This window comes from Pseudonocardia sp. 73-21 (assembly GCF_001899645.1).
Classification (GTDB): Bacteria; Actinomycetota; Actinomycetes; order Mycobacteriales; family Pseudonocardiaceae; genus Pseudonocardia.
The window spans coordinates 36,266-50,115 of record NZ_MKVV01000083.1; the positions used below are offsets into that span (position 1 = coordinate 36,266).

Genomic DNA, 13,850 nt, shown 5'->3' on the forward strand with positions numbered 1-13,850 from the left:
CCCACGACAGCGATCATGACCAGGCCGCCGGGCCAGCGCCCAGCGCCCCGCCCCCGGTCCGTGAGCTGCGCGGCGCCGGAGCCTGTCCGATCCGTTCACGACGAGACCGGGACGCCGGCCCTAACCTCCCGCCCATGGGAATCACGGCACGGCTGGACGTCATCGGGATCGTGGTCGCCGACATGGGGAAGGCGCTGGCCTTCTACCGCCTGCTGGGGGTGGACGCGCCCGCGTCGGCCGACGGCGAGCCCCACGTGGAGGTGGCGCTGCCCGGCGGGATGCGCCTCGCGTTCGACACCCAGGACACCATCCGCTCGTTCCACCCCGGCTGGACGCCGGGCACCGGCGGCGTGGGGCTGTCCTTCGCGGTGGACGACGCCGCTGCGGTGGACGCCCTCCACGACGAGCTGACCGCCGCGGGGTACCGCTCCGAGCTCGCGCCGTTCGACGCGTTCTGGGGCCAGCGCTACGCGGTGGTGCTCGACCCCGACGGCAACGGCGTGGACCTGTTCGCCCCGCTCGCGAGCTGACGCGGCGCGACGCCGGCCAGAGCACGAACCTCGCGGGAGAGGTGGGGCTGGTCGGCGTACCCGGCCACCGCCGCCACCTCCGCCGGTGCGACCCCGGCGTGCAGCAGCTCCGAGGCCCGGCGGAAGCGCAGCACCCGCCGCAGCACCGAGGGCCCGTAGCCGAACTCGGTGAGGCAGCGCCGGTGCAGGGTGCGGGAGGTGCAGCCCAGGGCGTCGGCGGTGGCCTCCACCCCGTCCCCGGCGCCGATCCGGGCGGCCAGCTCCCGGGTCGACGGGTCGGGCGGCTTCCCGGCGATCGTCAGCAGGGTGAGCGCGACGTCGGTGACGCCGTCGAGCAGCGCCGCCGCGGGATCGCACCCACGCCGCGACTCGGACGCACGCAGACCCCGACTCGCGCGCACGGAGGGCCCGACCCGCGGGTGCAGGTCGGAGAGGGGGACGCGCTGGTCGCGCAGCGCCGCCGCGGGGACGCCCAGCAGATCGGGGAGCATCCCCGGGGCGAAGCGCAGGCCCACCGTCGGGGCGCCCGGGTCCAGGCGCGCCGGGTGCGGTGCGGTGTCGGGGCCGGCCACCAGGAGCCGGCCGCCGGTCCATACGAGGTCCATGCAGCCGTCGGGCAGGACGTCGGTGACCAGCGGGGCCGGACCGGGCGTGGACACCCAGCCGCACTCCGCCAGCCCGCGCAGGGCGGGCGGCGGGGCGAGCTCCCGGTAGGCCACGTCGTCGACGGTAGCGTCAGACCCCGACGAGCGGGATCTCCAGCTCGACGTCGACCCACCGCCCGATCGGTCCACTCCGCGGCCCCACCGGGAACGCGCGGCGGTCGACGCGCGCCCGGGCCCGGACCGTCGTCGCGTTCCCCTCGGTGAGCACGTCGAGCACCGCGATCTCCACCACCGCGATCTCCACCGGCGCCGCGACGCCCCTGACCGTGAGCTCGCCGTGCACCGGCGTGCCGGGGCCGTCCCACCGTCCGGTGACGACGATGTCCGGGTGCTCCCCGGCGTCGAGGAACCGGGGGCCGCGGACGTCGCGGTCCCGTCGCGCGCTGCGGGTCCGGAAACTGGCGGCGTCGAGCACGGCGGCGACGGTGGCGCCGGTGCCGTCGACGACGACCTCGCCCGACCGCACGCTCATCGCTCCGGGGACGGCCAGCCCCAGGCTGCGGGCGGTGAAGCCGACCGTGCAGCGCTGCGCGACCAGCATGTAGCGGCCGGTGGCCAGGACCGGGGGCGCGTTCACCGCGTCACCGACGGGTCGAGGCGGCACTGCTCCACCCGGAACATCTCGACTTGGTCGGGCCCCGGCAGCAGAGCCTCGTCCTCGTCGGGCAGCAGCGCCAGCGAGCTGATCATCCGCCCGCTCTCCTCGAGCGACGCGAGCGAGGTGGCGAGGGTGAGCAGGACCTGGCGGCGCAGCTCGGGCTGCCAGAGCTCGATCATCCGCACGCGGCCGGGATGGCCCTCCAGCGCGGGGCCGATGCGCTCGCGGCGATCCCGCTCGGTGGCGCGCAGCACGGCGTCGCTGACGGGGCCGGTGAAGGTCAGGACCGAGGCGGCGACGGGGTCGGCGGTGGGCTCGGTGAGGTCGCGGTCCTGCACGACCTCGAACGCCGACGGGTCGGCGGGCGGCTCGGGCCAGAAGCGGACCGTGAGGCCGACGGGCCCGCCGATCTGAACCAGGCGGAGCACGAAGCCGTCGTCGGGGGCCGGGTCGGGGAAGGGGCCGTTGGTGCGGTGCAGGGTGGCGTGCATCGGGTCCTCCGGAGTCGGCGGGGTGGCGATGCCGACGACGGTGCCGCGCCCCGGCGGCCGCGCGGGATCCGGGGAACCACGCGATGCCGGTACGGAGATCGGGCCCCGGGACCTACGTGTTGCGGGCGGCCCACACGGCCGCCTCGGCCCGGTTGGCGACACCGAGCTTGCCGAGCACGTGCGCCACGTGGGTCTCGACGGTGCGCTCGGAGAGCACCAGCTCGGCCGCGATCTGCCGGTTGGTGCGGCCCTCGGCCATCCGCGCCAGGACGTCGCGCTCGCGGGCCGTGAGCGCGACGGCGGGCCGCTCGCGCATCCCCGCCAGCACCGCCTCGGCGTCGGTCAGCGCCGTGGCCATGCCGATCCGGCGGGCGGTGTCGGCCGCGCGCCGGGCCAGACCCGTGGCCCGCTCCCGGTCCCGGGCGGCGAGCAGCCGGGCCAGCCCGATCTCCGACAGGACCCGGTAGGGGAGCGCACCGATGCGGTCGTCCATCGTCACGGCGTCGGTGAACCGCCGCTCGGCCTCGTCGGTCCTACCGAGCGCGGCGGCGAGCACGCCCAGGACGCGCGACACCGACCCGTCGCAGCGCACGGCGCCGGACCCACCCGCGATGTAGTGCGTGGCGTACGGGGTGGCCTCCACCAGACAGAACCCGGTCAGGGCGTCGTCACCCGCCGCGGCGGCGATCTCCCCGGAATGCAGCACCGTGGGCAGCCAGAGCCCGTCGCGGGGGAGGTCCCGCACCACGGGCCGCAGCAGCTCGTAGTAGCGGTGGCCCTCGTCGGCCTCACCGGCCCGGATGAGGTTCAGGCCCGCGTTGGCCCAGAAGATCGGCATCCCGCGGCCGACGACGACACCCGACCCGCCCGCCTTCCGGAGCAACTCGACCGCCACGTCGACGCGGCCGCGCAACCGCAGCGACTCGCTGCGGAACGCGCTGTCGACGCCGATGGCCGTGTGGTCCTCGGTGAGCCGGGCGGCGGCCAGCGCCAGGTCCGCGCAGGCCTCGGCCTCGTCGAAGCGGCCGCTGAGCAGCAGCCGGGCCGCGCGCATGCGGTGCCGGTGCCAGTGGGCGATCGGCCACCCCAGCCGGGCGGACAGGCCGTCGAGGCGGCCCAGCTCGACGTCGACGACGTCGACCGCGCCGAGCTGGAACGACGCGTCGATCCGCCACAGCCGCCCCCACAGCTCGGCGTCGGGCGGGCCGCCCCGCTGTGAGATCTCCACCATGCGGCGGGCCAGTGCGAGCCGCTCGGTCACACCGTCCGGTCCGCTGACGGCGTGCTGGCGGGCCCGCAACGCGTCCGCGAGCGCGGCCGGGTCACCGCTGCGCTCGGCCGTGGCGAGGGCCTCGGCGCTGGCGTGGGCGAGCCCCACCCAGCCCCCGGTCTCCGCCGCCGCCTGCGCCCGCTGGGCGAGCACCCGGGCCCGGCCGGCGTCGTCGCCGGCCGGGAGGGCCTGCAGCGCGGTGTCGCAGAGCCGCACGATGTCGGTGTTGTGCGGCCCGCCGATCCCGCGCACCGCCAGCGCCGCCCGGACGAGCACGGCGGGATCGGTGGTGTCGCGGGCTACGGCCAGGGCCCGCGCCACGGCGGCCCGGGTGCGTCCCGCCGCGAACTCCGCCTCCGCGGCCTCGATCCCCAGTGCGGTGCGGATCTCCGGGGACGAGCCGGGCAGCGCGAGCGCGGTGTCGAGGAGCTCGATCGCCCGGTCGAACGCGAGCGACCCGGCGGCCGTCGCGGCGGCCGTACGGCAGGCCCGCACCGCGGCCGCCCGCCCGGAAGGGTCGGCGGCGGCCCGGAGCCGGTGCGTCACCGGGTCGCCGGGTAGGGCGCCGGCCTCGACCGCGTCGGCGAGACGGGCGTGCCAGCGCAGTCGCCGGACGGCCGGGAGACCCGCGTGGACGGCCTCCCGGAGCAGGGCGTGCGCGGGGCCGAAGGACAGCGGCCCGGTCCCCACGAGCAGCCCGCCCGCCACCGCGGCCTCGCAGGCCGCGAGCGCGGCGGCGGTGTCCCACGGCCCCTCGGCGAGCAGCAGCAGGTGGTCGGGAGTGCACCCCGGTCCGGTCAGGGCCGCCACCTCCACCGCGAACCGGGCCGCGGGGTCGAGGCGGGCGAGCCGGTCCGCGGCGGCGTCGGCGAGGTCGTCGGGCACCCCCAGCGGCCACGAGCCGTCCGGAGGTGCGGGCTGCCCGGAACGGCCCGCGTCGAGCAACGACGTCAGCAGGGTCGTCACGTGCAGCGGCACACCGCCCCCGGCGCGCAGCAGCACGGGGGCCCAGGAGGGGTCGGTGCCAGGGGGCAGCAGCGCGGTCACGTCCTCGTGTACCCACGGGCGCAGCGTGACCGAGGTCGTGCCCTCCCGCCGCCGGAGTCCGGTGAGGGCACCGCGCAGTGCCGGGCCCTGCTCCGTGGAGCGGTAGGTGCCGACCAGGACGAGCCCCGGACGCCCGGCGGCGAGGCCGAGCAGCGCCAGGGTGGCCTCGTCGGCCCAGTGCAGGTCCTCCAGCACGACGACGAGCCCGGTGCCGGCGGCCGAGGCCGTCAGCCCGTCGAGCACGGCGTCGAAGGCCAGGGTGCGGGTCGCCCGGGCCAGCAGGGCCGCGGTGGCCGGGTCGGCGGTGCGGGGCGGGTCCGCGGCGCCGATCGTGCCCAGGGCGTCGCGTTCGGGACGGCCGGCGAGCGCCTGGAGCCACGGCCAGAGCGGGGGAGCACCCGGCTCGGGATCGGCGTGGCCGGTCAGCACGGGGCACGGCGCGATCGCGGTCAGCTCGGCGACGAGCCGCGTCTTGCCGATCCCGGGTTCCCCGCTTACCAGCAGGACGGCGCCCGTGGCCGAGACCGCGCCGGCGGTGAGTGCGGCCTGCAGCGTCGCGAGCGGGGCTGTCCGGCCGACGAGACGGGCCATGCCGACGAGGCGGGGCATCCGGGCAGTGTGGAGCACCGGCGGACATCCGTCACGTGGCCGGCCGCGGACATGAGCCGGCCCCCGACCGGGGGGTGGTCGGGGGCCGGCCGCGGCGCGCGCTCGGGGGTCGCGGCCACGTTCTCGGTGTGATCCCGGGAAATCAGGCGGTGCGGAGCACGCCCTCGATCTCCAGGGAGATCTGCACCTTCTCGCTGACGACGACGCCGCCGCCGTCGAGCGGCATGGCGATGTCGACGCCGAAGTCGCTGCGGTTGATCTGCGCGAGGCCGGAGAAGCCGACGCGCGTGCCGCCGAAGGCGTCCGGGCCGAAACCGTTGACCTCGAGGGTGAGCGGGATGTTCTTCGTGACGCCCTTGATGGTCAGGTCGCCGTCGACGATGATGTCGTCCCCGTCGACGCGGACGCCGGTGGAGGAGAAGGTCCAGGTCGGGTGGTTCGTGACGTCGAAGAAGTCGGCGGACTTGATGTGGCCGTCACGCTGCTCGTTGTTCGTGTCGATCGAGCTCGCATCGATCGTCGCGGTGACCGTCGACGCGGTGATGTCCTCGCCGGTGGTGATCTCGCCGCTGAACGACCCGAAGCGGCCGCGTACCTTGCTCACCATCATGTGGCGGACGGTGAAGGAGACATCGGAGTGAACCGGGTCGATGTCCCAGGTGCCGGCGATGTAACCGGGGATCTGCGTCGCCGTGGTCATGTGAACCTCCGTGAAATTCTTGAACTCTCAGGTGTTGAGAGCAACAGTACCCTAATCGTGTTGAGAGCTCAACTATTCCCGGGGGGCAGCGGTGAGTGACACCCGATGGCTGAACGCCGAGGAGCAGCAGACCTGGCGCAGCTTCCTCACGGCCACGCGGCTGTTCTTCGACCGGATCGACCGCCAGCTGCAGAACGGGGCGGGGCTGCCGCACGCCTACTACGAGATCCTGACCCGCCTGTCGGAGGCCCCGGACCGCACGCTGCGGATGAGCCAGCTCGCCACCACGTCCCTGTCGTCGCGGAGCAGGCTCAGCCACGCCGTCGCACGCCTGGAGGAGTCGGGCTGGGTGCGGCGCCGGCCGTGCCCCACCGACAAGCGGGGCCAGCTGGCCGAGCTCACCGCCGAGGGCTTCGCCCGGCTGGAGGCGGCGGCGCCCGGGCACGTCGAGGAGGTGCGCTCGTCGCTGTTCGACGTGCTGACCCCCGAGCAGCAACGGTCGCTGCGGGAGATCAGCGACGCGCTGGCGGCCCACCTGTCGGACTCCCCGGTGTGGCCCGCCGTCGCGGACCGCGATCCCGGCTGACCGGGTTCATCCCCGCGCCGCGGCCCGCTCGATCTCCTCGAGGGTGAACCGGGGCGTGATGTGCTGCGGGCAGTTCCAGGCGTAGCCCTCGACGTCCACGAGGACGGAACGTTCGACCCTCCCGCGCTCGCCGTCCACGGTCAGTCGCGCCGCCAGCTCCGGATCGTCGGCGGCGTCGATCACGCGGGCGGTGCCCAGCAGCTTGATGCGGCTCGGCCGGGCGTGGTCCATGAAGATCATCGCCACCCGGGCGCCGCCGGAGGGGTCGAGGTTGCCCGTGCTGATGTACTGCCGGTTGCCCCGCAGGTCGGCCCAGCCGATCGTCGTCTCGTCCAGGACGTGGACGAATCCGGCCGGGCCGCCCCGGAACTGGACGTAGGGCCACCCGTCGGAGCCGACGGTGGCCAGGTGGAAGTGGTCGCGCGCGGTGAGGAACGAGGTCTCGTGGGGGCCGAGCCGGTCCTGCGCGTCGGGCGAGGCCAGCATGCGGGCCCCGACGCCGCTGCTGCCGTAGTGCTGCTGGGCCGCCCGGACCTCCGGAGTGAACGCGAGCTCCGCGAATCGGTGTGCCACGACGCATCCTCACCACTCATAGTTGATTAGACAGTGAGAACGCTACCTGACCTGTCAAGGGATGGACAGTGGTTAGATGGCGGGGTGCAGCAACGCCCGCTCGTCGGAGAGCCCCTCGCGCTCGACCTCGTCGACACCCTCTGGGACGGCGGCGACCAGCTCGCCGTCGCCGACGGCGTCGCCGCGTGGCTCGCCGAGCACGGCTACCGGACCGGTTCGGCCGAGGCGCTGGTCGAGACCCGGACGGCGCTGCGGGCGGCGCTGGAGCGCGGCGAGCGCGACGGGCTCAACGCCGTGCTGGCCCGCGGCACCCGCACGCCGGTCCTGCGGGCCGACGGGCCCGGCGAGGACGTGGCCGTCGACCCGGCGTGGCGGCCGGCCTGGGACGCCGCGGTCGACTACCTGCGACTGCTCACCGACCGGCCCGACCGCATCCGGAAGTGCGCCCGCCCGACGTGCGTCCTGTGGTTCCACGACGTCTCCCGCAACGGCACGCGCCGCTGGTGCGCGATGGAGGTCTGCGGGAACCGGGCCAAGTCGGGCCGTTACTACGAGCGCTCGCGCCGGTCCTGAGACGCGGCGAACCACCGCTCGATGCCCATCCGGCCGTCGGGCACGAACGGCCAGTGCCGCGGGTCGGCAAGCCGTGCGCGCAGCTCGTCGAGGGTGATGCGCCCGGCCCACGCCACCTCCGCGGGCTGCGGATGCAGCGGCCCGTCGTAGCGCACCTCGTAGGTGAAGACGTGGTAGCGCAGCCGTCCGTCGTCGAAGGGAAACCTCTCGATCGGCACGAGCGGCACCCCGGTGACGCCCAGCTCCTCGGCCAGCTCGCGGGCGGCGGCGTCGGCCGGGTCCTCGCCGGGGTCGATGACGCCACCGGCCCAGCAGTCCCACAGGGACGGGAAGACCAGCTTGTCGGCGGTGCGACGGTGCACCACCACCCGTCCGCCGTCGAGGCTGCGGACCAGCACCCCGGTGGCGCCGTGCCAGATCCCGTCGCGGTAGACCACCCCGCGCGTCTCCGTGCCCGTCACCCGTCCGGCGGAGTCGTACACCGCGACCCGTTCGTCCTCCGCACCCACGACGCCCATCATCCACTCGGCGTGGCGGTTAGGCTCCGGAACATGACCGCACGCCGCATCATGGGAACCGAGATCGAGTACGGCATCTCGGTCCCGGGCGACCCCAGCGCCAACCCGGTGATCACCTCCACCCAGGTGGTGCTGGCCTACGCCGCGTCCCAGGACATCCCGCGCTCGCGGCGCGCCCGCTGGGACTACGAGGTGGAGTCCCCGCTGCGCGACGCCCGCGGCTTCGATCTCTCCGCGCCCACCATGCACGTCCCGAACGACTCCGAGCTCGACGACCTCGGCGCGGCCAACGTCATCCTCACCAACGGTGCCCGGCTCTACGTCGACCACGCCCACCCGGAGTTCTCCAGCCCCGAGGTCACCACCCCGCGCGACGCCGTGATCTGGGACAAGGCGGGGGAGCGGGTGATGGAGGAGGCCGCGATGCGCGCCGCCACCGTGCCCGGCGCGCCGCGCATCCAGCTCTACAAGAACAACGTCGACGGCAAGGGCGCCAGCTACGGCTCCCACGAGAACTACCTGATGGCGCGGCAGACCACGTTCCCGTCGATCGTCGCCGGGCTCACCCCGTTCTTCGTCACCCGCCAGGTGGTGTGCGGCGCGGGCCGGGTCGGCATCGGCGCGTCCGGCGACGAGACGGGCTACCAGCTCTCGCAGCGCTCGGACTACATCGAGGTCGAGGTCGGGCTGGAGACCACGCTCAAGCGCGGCATCATCAACACCCGCGACGAGCCGCATGCCGACGCCGACAAGTACCGCCGCCTGCACGTCATCATCGGCGACGCGAACATGAGCGAGTACTCCACGCTGCTCAAGGTCGGCACGGCCGCGCTCGTCCTGGACATGATCGAGAAGGGCGTCCGGTTCGACGAGCTGCGCATCGCCGAGCCCGTCCGCTCGGTGCACCGGATCAGCCACGACCCGTCGCTCAAGCTCACCGTCGACCTCGCCGACGGCCGCAAGATGACCGGGCTGGACATCCAGCAGGCCTACTTCGAGAAGGCCAGCAAGCACGTCGAGAACACGATGGGCGCCGACGTCGACGACGCCACCGCCGAGGTCCTGCAGATCTGGGGCGAGGTGCTCGACGACCTGGCCCGCGACCCGATGAGCACCGCCGACCGGCTCGACTGGACGGCCAAGCTGCGCCTGCTGGAGGGCTACCGCGAGCGCGACGGCCTCGCCTGGGATGCACCGCGCCTGCACCTGGTGGACCTGCAGTACACCGACGTCCGGATGGCGAAGGGCCTCTACAACCGCCTCGCCACCCGCGGCTCGATCAAGCGCCTGGTCACCGAGGAGGAGGTCACCGCCGCGATGCGCACGCCCCCGGAGGACACCCGCGCCTACTTCCGCGGCCGCTGCCTGGAGCGCTACCCGACGGAGGTGGCGGCGGCCTCGTGGGATTCGGTGATCTTCGACCTGGGCCGCGAGTCCCTGGTGCGGATCCCGACGCTGGAGCCGCTGCGCGGCACCCGCAAGCACGTGGGCGAGCTGATCGACAACTCCCGCACCGCGGAGGAGCTGGTGGAGGCGCTCACCCGGGGCTGAGCACACGACGCGCCCACCGGAAAGGTCCGGACAGCGGGCGTGTCGGCATTTCGCTGGGTAGTGTTGAGCTACCGGACACCGGAAGGCCGCGCGGGCGCCGCGCGGACGTCGGGGCCCAGAACCCGGAAGATCGGGCGCGAGGAGGAGACACCCATGTCGCAGGAGCAGACCAAGCGTCAGGGCGGCGGAGGCGGCGACGACGACGAGGGCGGCGACGCCGCGGCGGCCGGCCAGGAGCGTCGCGAGAAGCTCGGCGAGGACGTCGACACGATCCTCGACGAGATCGACGACGTGCTCGAGGAGAACGCCGAGGACTTCGTCCGGGCGTACGTCCAGAAGGGCGGCGAGTAGCCTCTCCCCGCCGGCGTCGGCCGGCATCCTCTGCAGCCGGCCCCCGCCGGCTCCGGATCCTCGCTGGACCCGCACCACCGCACCCGCACGTGGAGAGGCACGCCCTGACCATGCCGTTCTCGGAGTCCCGCCCGCCCACAGGTCTGGACGCGTACCTCGCTCCCGGCCCGTCCTCGTTCACCGACTTCGTCACGGCGAACGCGCCGCACCTGCTCCCGGGCCGCGTACCCGAGGGGCTCGCTCCGCGTTCGGGCGACGATCTGGGGGTGCCGCACGGCACCACGATCGTCGCGCTCGTGTTCAACGAGGGCGTCGTCATCGCCGGTGACCGCCGTGCCACCTCGGGCAACGTCATCGCCCAGCGCGACATCGAGAAGATCTTCATCACCGACGGGTACTCGGCGGTGGGCATCGCCGGCTCGGCGGGCATCGCCATCCAGATGGTGCGGCTGTTCACCGTCGACCTCGAGCACTACGAGAAGACCGAGGGCGTGCCGCTGTCGCTGGACGGCAAGTCGAACAAACTCGCCGGGATGGTCGCGCAGAACCTGGGCGCCGCCATGCAGGGCTTCGTGGTGGTGCCGCTGTTCGTCGGCTACGACACCGAGGCCGAGCCGGCCAAGGCCGGTCGCATCGTCACCTACGACGCCACGGGCGGCCGCTACGACGAGTGGCTCGGCTACCACTCCGTCGGGTCGGGCTCGGTGTTCGCGAAGTCGTCGCTCAAGAAGATCCACAAGACGGACGCCGACCTCGCCACCACCGTGCGCAACGCCATCGAGGCGCTCTACGACGCCGCCGACGACGACTCCGCCACCGGCGGGCCGGACCTCACCCGGCGGATCTACCCGGTGGTGGTGTCCATCACCGGGGCCGAGGGCGCCGTGCGCCGCTCCGAGGAGGAGATCGAGGCCGTCGTCCGCGACGTCGTGGCCCGCCGCACCGAGCACCCCGACGGCGGCTGATCCGCATGCTCCCCGTAGCCCTGACAGTTGAGGAGCTCCTCCCGTGACGATGCCGTTCTACTCGTCGGTCGACCAGCTGCTGCGCGACCGCTCCGAGCTCGCCCGCAAGGGCATCTCCCGCGGTCGCAGCGTCGTGGTGCTGACCTACACCGGCGGGGTGCTGTTCGTCGCCGAGAACCGCTCCAAGGCGCTGCACAAGGTCTCGGAGATCTACGACCGCATCGGCTTCGCCGCCGTCGGCCGCTACAACGAGTTCGACAACCTGCGTACCGGCGGCATCCGCATGGCCGACGTGCGCGGCTACTCCTACGACCGGCGTGACGTCAGCGGGCAGATGCTCGCGAAGGCCTACGCGCAGGCCCTGGGCACGGCGTTCGTCGAGCAGCAGAAGCCCTACGAGGTGGAGCTGTGCGTGGCCGAGGTGGGCACCACCGCCGAGGGCGACCAGCTCTACCGCATCACCTACGACGGCTCCATCACCGACGAGCCGCAGTTCGTGGTCATGGGCGGCACCACCGAACCGATCAGCACGAAGCTCAAGGACACCTACCAGCCCGGCCTGGAGCTGGCCGAGGCGCTCGCGGTGGCCGTCGAGGGCCTGGAGGCGGCCGCCACGCCGGGCGGCAACGCCACCAACGGCGCCACCGCGTCGCGGGTCCTGGGCGTCAGCGCGCTGGAGGTGGCGGTGCTCGACCGCGCCCGTCCCCGCCGCACCTTCCGCCGCATCACCGGCCCGGTCCTGCGCGACCTGCTCCCGGAGGAGAACCGCGCGGTGGACGATCCGCCCCCGTCGGCCGAACCGGTGGGCGGCGACGACACCGCCGCGGGCAGCGCCGCCACCGAGAGCTGACGGCACCGCGCGACGGCCCCGCAGGCACGTCCTGCGGGGCCGTCGCGCGTCGTCCGTATCCTGTGATGCGGGTCACCGTCGTGGATGTCGAGGAGCGGCGACCGGCTCCGTACTGCTCACGAACGGAGCCCGGCCGGGCTCCGCGTCGCGAAGGAGGAGTCGTGAAGTACCTGTTGATCATCCAGATGAACCCGGTGACCTGGGAGTCGCTGTCCGAGGCCGAACGGGATGAGATCGCCGGGGGCCAGGAGGCGTTCATGGAGACGATCACCGCGTCGGGGGAGATGGTCGCCACCCACGCCCTGGCCGACCCGTCGCAGAGCGCGGTGGTCCGCGGTCGCCCGGGCGCGTCCACGGTGACCGACGGCCCGTTCCTGGAGGCCAAGGAGTACATGGGCGGCTTCTACCTGGTCGACTGCGAGAGCGTCGAACGCGCCCACGAGCTCGCCGCCATGATCCCGGGCACCCAGCACCTCCCGGTCGAGGTGCGGCCGGTCATCTACTCGGCATGAGCGGGGACGGGGTGGTCGAGGACCTGCTGCGCCGCAGCGCGCCGCTGGTCCTCGGCGCCCTGGTCCGCAGGCACGGCCGGTTCGACCTGTGCGAGGACGCGGTCCAGGAGGCGCTGCTCGCCGCCGCGGGCGCGTGGCCGCGGCACGGGCTCCCGGCCGAACCGGTCGCGTGGTTGATCGCCGTGGCGGGCCGGAGGCTGATCGACATGCTGCGCAGCGACCACGCCCGCCGCCTGCGCGAGGACACCGTCGCCGGGGACCCCTCGGCGCATCGGCTCGCCCCCGCCGCCGACGACGAGCTGCTGCACCCCGCGGTCGACGACACGCTCGAACTGCTGCTCCTGTGCACCCACCCCGCCCTGTCGGAGCCCAGCCGGATCGCGCTGACGCTCCGGGCGGTCGGTGGGCTCACCACCGCCGAGATCGCCCGGGCGTTCCTCGTGCCCGAGCCGACGATGGCCCAGCGCATCAGCCGGGCCAAGGCCACGATCGGTGCGGCGGGCGCGTCGTTCACCCGGTCCGACGACGACCGCGACGAGCGGCTCACCGCCGCCCTGCACGTCCTGTACGTGGTCTTCACCGAGGGGCACACCGCCACCGCCGGTCCGGCCCTGACCCGGCTCGACCTCACCGCGGAGGCCCTCCGCCTGACGCGGGAGCTGCACCGGCTCCTCCCGGACGACGGCGAGATCGCCGGTCTGCTCGCGCTGATGCTGCTCGTCGACGCCCGCCGGGAGGCGCGCACCGGGCCCGACGGGCGGCTGGTGCCGCTGGCCGAGCAGGACCGGCGCCGCTGGGCCCACGACGCGATCGCGGAGGCCGTGGACCTGCTCGAACGCACGCTGTCCACGGCCGCGCTCGGGCCCTACCAGCTCCAGGCCGCCATCGCCGCCGTGCACGCGGAGGCCGCCGGCGACGCCGACACCGACTGGCGGCAGATCGCCCTCCTCTACGGCATGCTCGAGCGGCGGTCGGACAACCCGGTGGTCACGCTCAACCGGGCGGTGGCGGTCGGGATGGCCGACGGGCCGGCCCGGGGTCTCGCCGTCCTCGACTCGGTGGCCGACGACCCCCGCCTGCGCCGTTCCCACCGTCCGGACGCCGTGCGGGCCCACCTGCTCGAACGCCTCGGCGACCACGCCGGGGCGCGCGAGCACTACCAGCGGGCGGCCCGGGCGGCCCTCAACCAGCCCGAGAAGCGCTACCTGGAGGAGCGCGCGGCCGGCGCGGCCGGGTTCACGGGAGCTCCCCGAGGGTGAACCGGGTGAACGCCCCGCCGACCAGCGGTTCCGGATCGCCGCCGACCTCGCCCGCGAACGTCTCGGCGTCGTCGAGCGGGTGGTAGCCGAGCGCCTCGCCGACGGCGTCGACGTTGACGTCGAGGATCTCCTCCCACGGCGCCTCCGCCGAGATGCCCCCGAGGTGCACGACGGCGTCGACGCCGGTGCCGGTGATCGCCGG

The 13,850-nt window shown here is 74.2% G+C and carries 17 protein-coding genes; 9 read left to right on the forward strand and 8 right to left on the reverse strand.

Annotated features, from left to right (window positions below):
- Positions 1-134: 134 nt before the first annotated feature.
- On the forward strand, positions 135-530 hold the full coding sequence (locus tag BGP03_RS25975) for a VOC family protein (protein WP_298797785.1): 396 nt from the start codon (positions 135-137) through the stop codon (positions 528-530).
- Here the strand turns inward: BGP03_RS25975 and BGP03_RS25980 are convergent.
- From BGP03_RS25980 to BGP03_RS26000, 5 genes are all read right to left on the reverse strand, one after another.
- Complete coding sequence (locus BGP03_RS25980) at positions 467-1,249, reverse strand: DUF6597 domain-containing transcriptional factor (RefSeq protein ID WP_296375516.1); 783 nt, start codon at positions 1,247-1,249, stop codon at positions 467-469. The two genes, BGP03_RS25975 and BGP03_RS25980, sit on opposite strands and share 64 nt — an antisense overlap.
- Before the next feature lie 16 nt (positions 1,250-1,265).
- Positions 1,266-1,772, reverse strand: coding sequence for a YceI family protein (locus BGP03_RS25985; protein ID WP_298797783.1), 507 nt, complete (start codon positions 1,770-1,772; stop codon positions 1,266-1,268).
- Entirely contained in the window at positions 1,769-2,284 is a 516-nt protein-coding gene (locus BGP03_RS25990) for a hypothetical protein (RefSeq protein WP_298797780.1), read from the reverse strand. The genes BGP03_RS25985 and BGP03_RS25990 overlap by 4 nt, the downstream gene beginning before the upstream one ends.
- Positions 2,285-2,396: 112 nt before the next feature.
- Positions 2,397-5,210, reverse strand: a complete 2,814-nt coding sequence (locus BGP03_RS25995) for a LuxR family transcriptional regulator (protein WP_298797778.1) — start codon at positions 5,208-5,210, stop codon at positions 2,397-2,399.
- A gap of 142 nt (positions 5,211-5,352) precedes the next feature.
- Positions 5,353-5,910: a YceI family protein gene (locus BGP03_RS26000; RefSeq protein WP_296375509.1), complete on the reverse strand. Its 558-nt coding sequence runs from the start codon at positions 5,908-5,910 to the stop codon at positions 5,353-5,355.
- A 91-nt stretch (positions 5,911-6,001) separates the two neighbouring features.
- Between BGP03_RS26000 and BGP03_RS26005 the strand changes: the two genes are divergently transcribed.
- A complete protein-coding gene (locus BGP03_RS26005) occupies positions 6,002-6,496 on the forward strand; it encodes a MarR family transcriptional regulator (protein WP_296375508.1) in 495 nt (164 codons plus the stop codon).
- A 6-nt stretch (positions 6,497-6,502) separates the two neighbouring features.
- Here the strand turns inward: BGP03_RS26005 and BGP03_RS26010 are convergent, their stop codons facing one another.
- Positions 6,503-7,069 (reverse strand): pyridoxamine 5'-phosphate oxidase family protein, encoded by a 567-nt coding sequence (locus BGP03_RS26010; RefSeq protein WP_296375506.1) that lies wholly within the window; start codon positions 7,067-7,069, stop codon positions 6,503-6,505.
- An 84-nt stretch (positions 7,070-7,153) separates the two neighbouring features.
- Here BGP03_RS26010 and BGP03_RS26015 point away from each other — a divergent pair, with 84 nt between their 5' ends.
- Positions 7,154-7,642 (forward strand): CGNR zinc finger domain-containing protein, encoded by a 489-nt coding sequence (locus BGP03_RS26015; protein WP_296375503.1) that lies wholly within the window; start codon positions 7,154-7,156, stop codon positions 7,640-7,642.
- Here the strand turns inward: BGP03_RS26015 and BGP03_RS26020 are convergent.
- A complete protein-coding gene (locus BGP03_RS26020; RefSeq protein WP_363094559.1) occupies positions 7,618-8,160 on the reverse strand; it encodes an NUDIX domain-containing protein in 543 nt (180 codons plus the stop codon). The two genes, BGP03_RS26015 and BGP03_RS26020, sit on opposite strands and share 25 nt — an antisense overlap.
- 33 nt (positions 8,161-8,193) lie before the next feature.
- On the opposite strand from BGP03_RS26020, the gene dop reads away from it, so the two are divergent.
- The 6 genes from dop to BGP03_RS26050 all read left to right on the forward strand — a co-directional run bounded on the left by dop (position 8,194) and on the right by BGP03_RS26050 (position 13,648).
- The gene (dop, locus tag BGP03_RS26025) at positions 8,194-9,711 is read left to right on the forward strand and encodes a depupylase/deamidase Dop (RefSeq protein ID WP_296375500.1); all 1,518 of its coding nucleotides are present in this window, start codon (positions 8,194-8,196) and stop codon (positions 9,709-9,711) included.
- Positions 9,712-9,864: 153 nt separating this feature from the next.
- The gene (locus tag BGP03_RS26030; RefSeq protein ID WP_296375497.1) at positions 9,865-10,062 is read left to right on the forward strand and encodes a ubiquitin-like protein Pup; all 198 of its coding nucleotides are present in this window, start codon (positions 9,865-9,867) and stop codon (positions 10,060-10,062) included.
- Positions 10,063-10,172: 110 nt separating this feature from the next.
- Positions 10,173-11,027 (forward strand): proteasome subunit beta, encoded by an 855-nt coding sequence (prcB, locus tag BGP03_RS26035; protein ID WP_296375587.1) that lies wholly within the window; start codon positions 10,173-10,175, stop codon positions 11,025-11,027.
- A gap of 43 nt (positions 11,028-11,070) precedes the next feature.
- Positions 11,071-11,877 carry a proteasome subunit alpha gene (prcA, locus tag BGP03_RS26040; RefSeq protein ID WP_296375495.1) on the forward strand — a complete coding sequence of 269 codons (807 nt, stop codon included), beginning with the start codon at positions 11,071-11,073 and terminating at the stop codon, positions 11,875-11,877.
- A gap of 161 nt (positions 11,878-12,038) precedes the next feature.
- A complete protein-coding gene (locus tag BGP03_RS26045) occupies positions 12,039-12,389 on the forward strand; it encodes a YciI family protein (RefSeq protein ID WP_296375493.1) in 351 nt (116 codons plus the stop codon).
- The gene (locus tag BGP03_RS26050; RefSeq protein WP_298797774.1) at positions 12,386-13,648 is read left to right on the forward strand and encodes a DUF6596 domain-containing protein; all 1,263 of its coding nucleotides are present in this window, start codon (positions 12,386-12,388) and stop codon (positions 13,646-13,648) included. Before BGP03_RS26045 ends, BGP03_RS26050 begins: the two co-directional genes overlap by 4 nt.
- On the opposite strand, the gene BGP03_RS26055 is transcribed toward BGP03_RS26050, so the two are convergent.
- Positions 13,626-13,817, reverse strand: coding sequence for a hypothetical protein (locus tag BGP03_RS26055; protein ID WP_298797772.1), 192 nt, complete (start codon positions 13,815-13,817; stop codon positions 13,626-13,628). The two genes, BGP03_RS26050 and BGP03_RS26055, sit on opposite strands and share 23 nt — an antisense overlap.
- Positions 13,818-13,850: the final 33 nt, after the last annotated feature.

Excerpts from the sequence above, each read along its gene's own strand:
- BGP03_RS25975 (WP_298797785.1), top strand. The coding sequence starts at position 135 with ATGGGAATCACGGCACGGCTGGACGTCATCGGGATCGTGGTCGCCGAC.
- BGP03_RS25990 (WP_298797780.1), bottom strand. The coding sequence starts at position 2,284 with ATGCACGCCACCCTGCACCGCACCAACGGCCCCTTCCCCGACCCGGCC.
- BGP03_RS25995 (WP_298797778.1), bottom strand. The coding sequence starts at position 5,210 with ATGCCCCGCCTCGTCGGCATGGCCCGTCTCGTCGGCCGGACAGCCCCG.
- BGP03_RS26000 (WP_296375509.1), bottom strand. The coding sequence starts at position 5,910 with ATGACCACGGCGACGCAGATCCCCGGTTACATCGCCGGCACCTGGGAC.
- BGP03_RS26020 (WP_363094559.1), bottom strand. The coding sequence starts at position 8,160 with ATGGGCGTCGTGGGTGCGGAGGACGAACGGGTCGCGGTGTACGACTCC.
- dop (WP_296375500.1), top strand. The coding sequence starts at position 8,194 with ATGACCGCACGCCGCATCATGGGAACCGAGATCGAGTACGGCATCTCG.
- BGP03_RS26030 (WP_296375497.1), top strand. The coding sequence starts at position 9,865 with ATGTCGCAGGAGCAGACCAAGCGTCAGGGCGGCGGAGGCGGCGACGAC.
- prcB (WP_296375587.1), top strand. The coding sequence starts at position 10,173 with ATGCCGTTCTCGGAGTCCCGCCCGCCCACAGGTCTGGACGCGTACCTC.
- BGP03_RS26050 (WP_298797774.1), top strand. The coding sequence starts at position 12,386 with ATGAGCGGGGACGGGGTGGTCGAGGACCTGCTGCGCCGCAGCGCGCCG.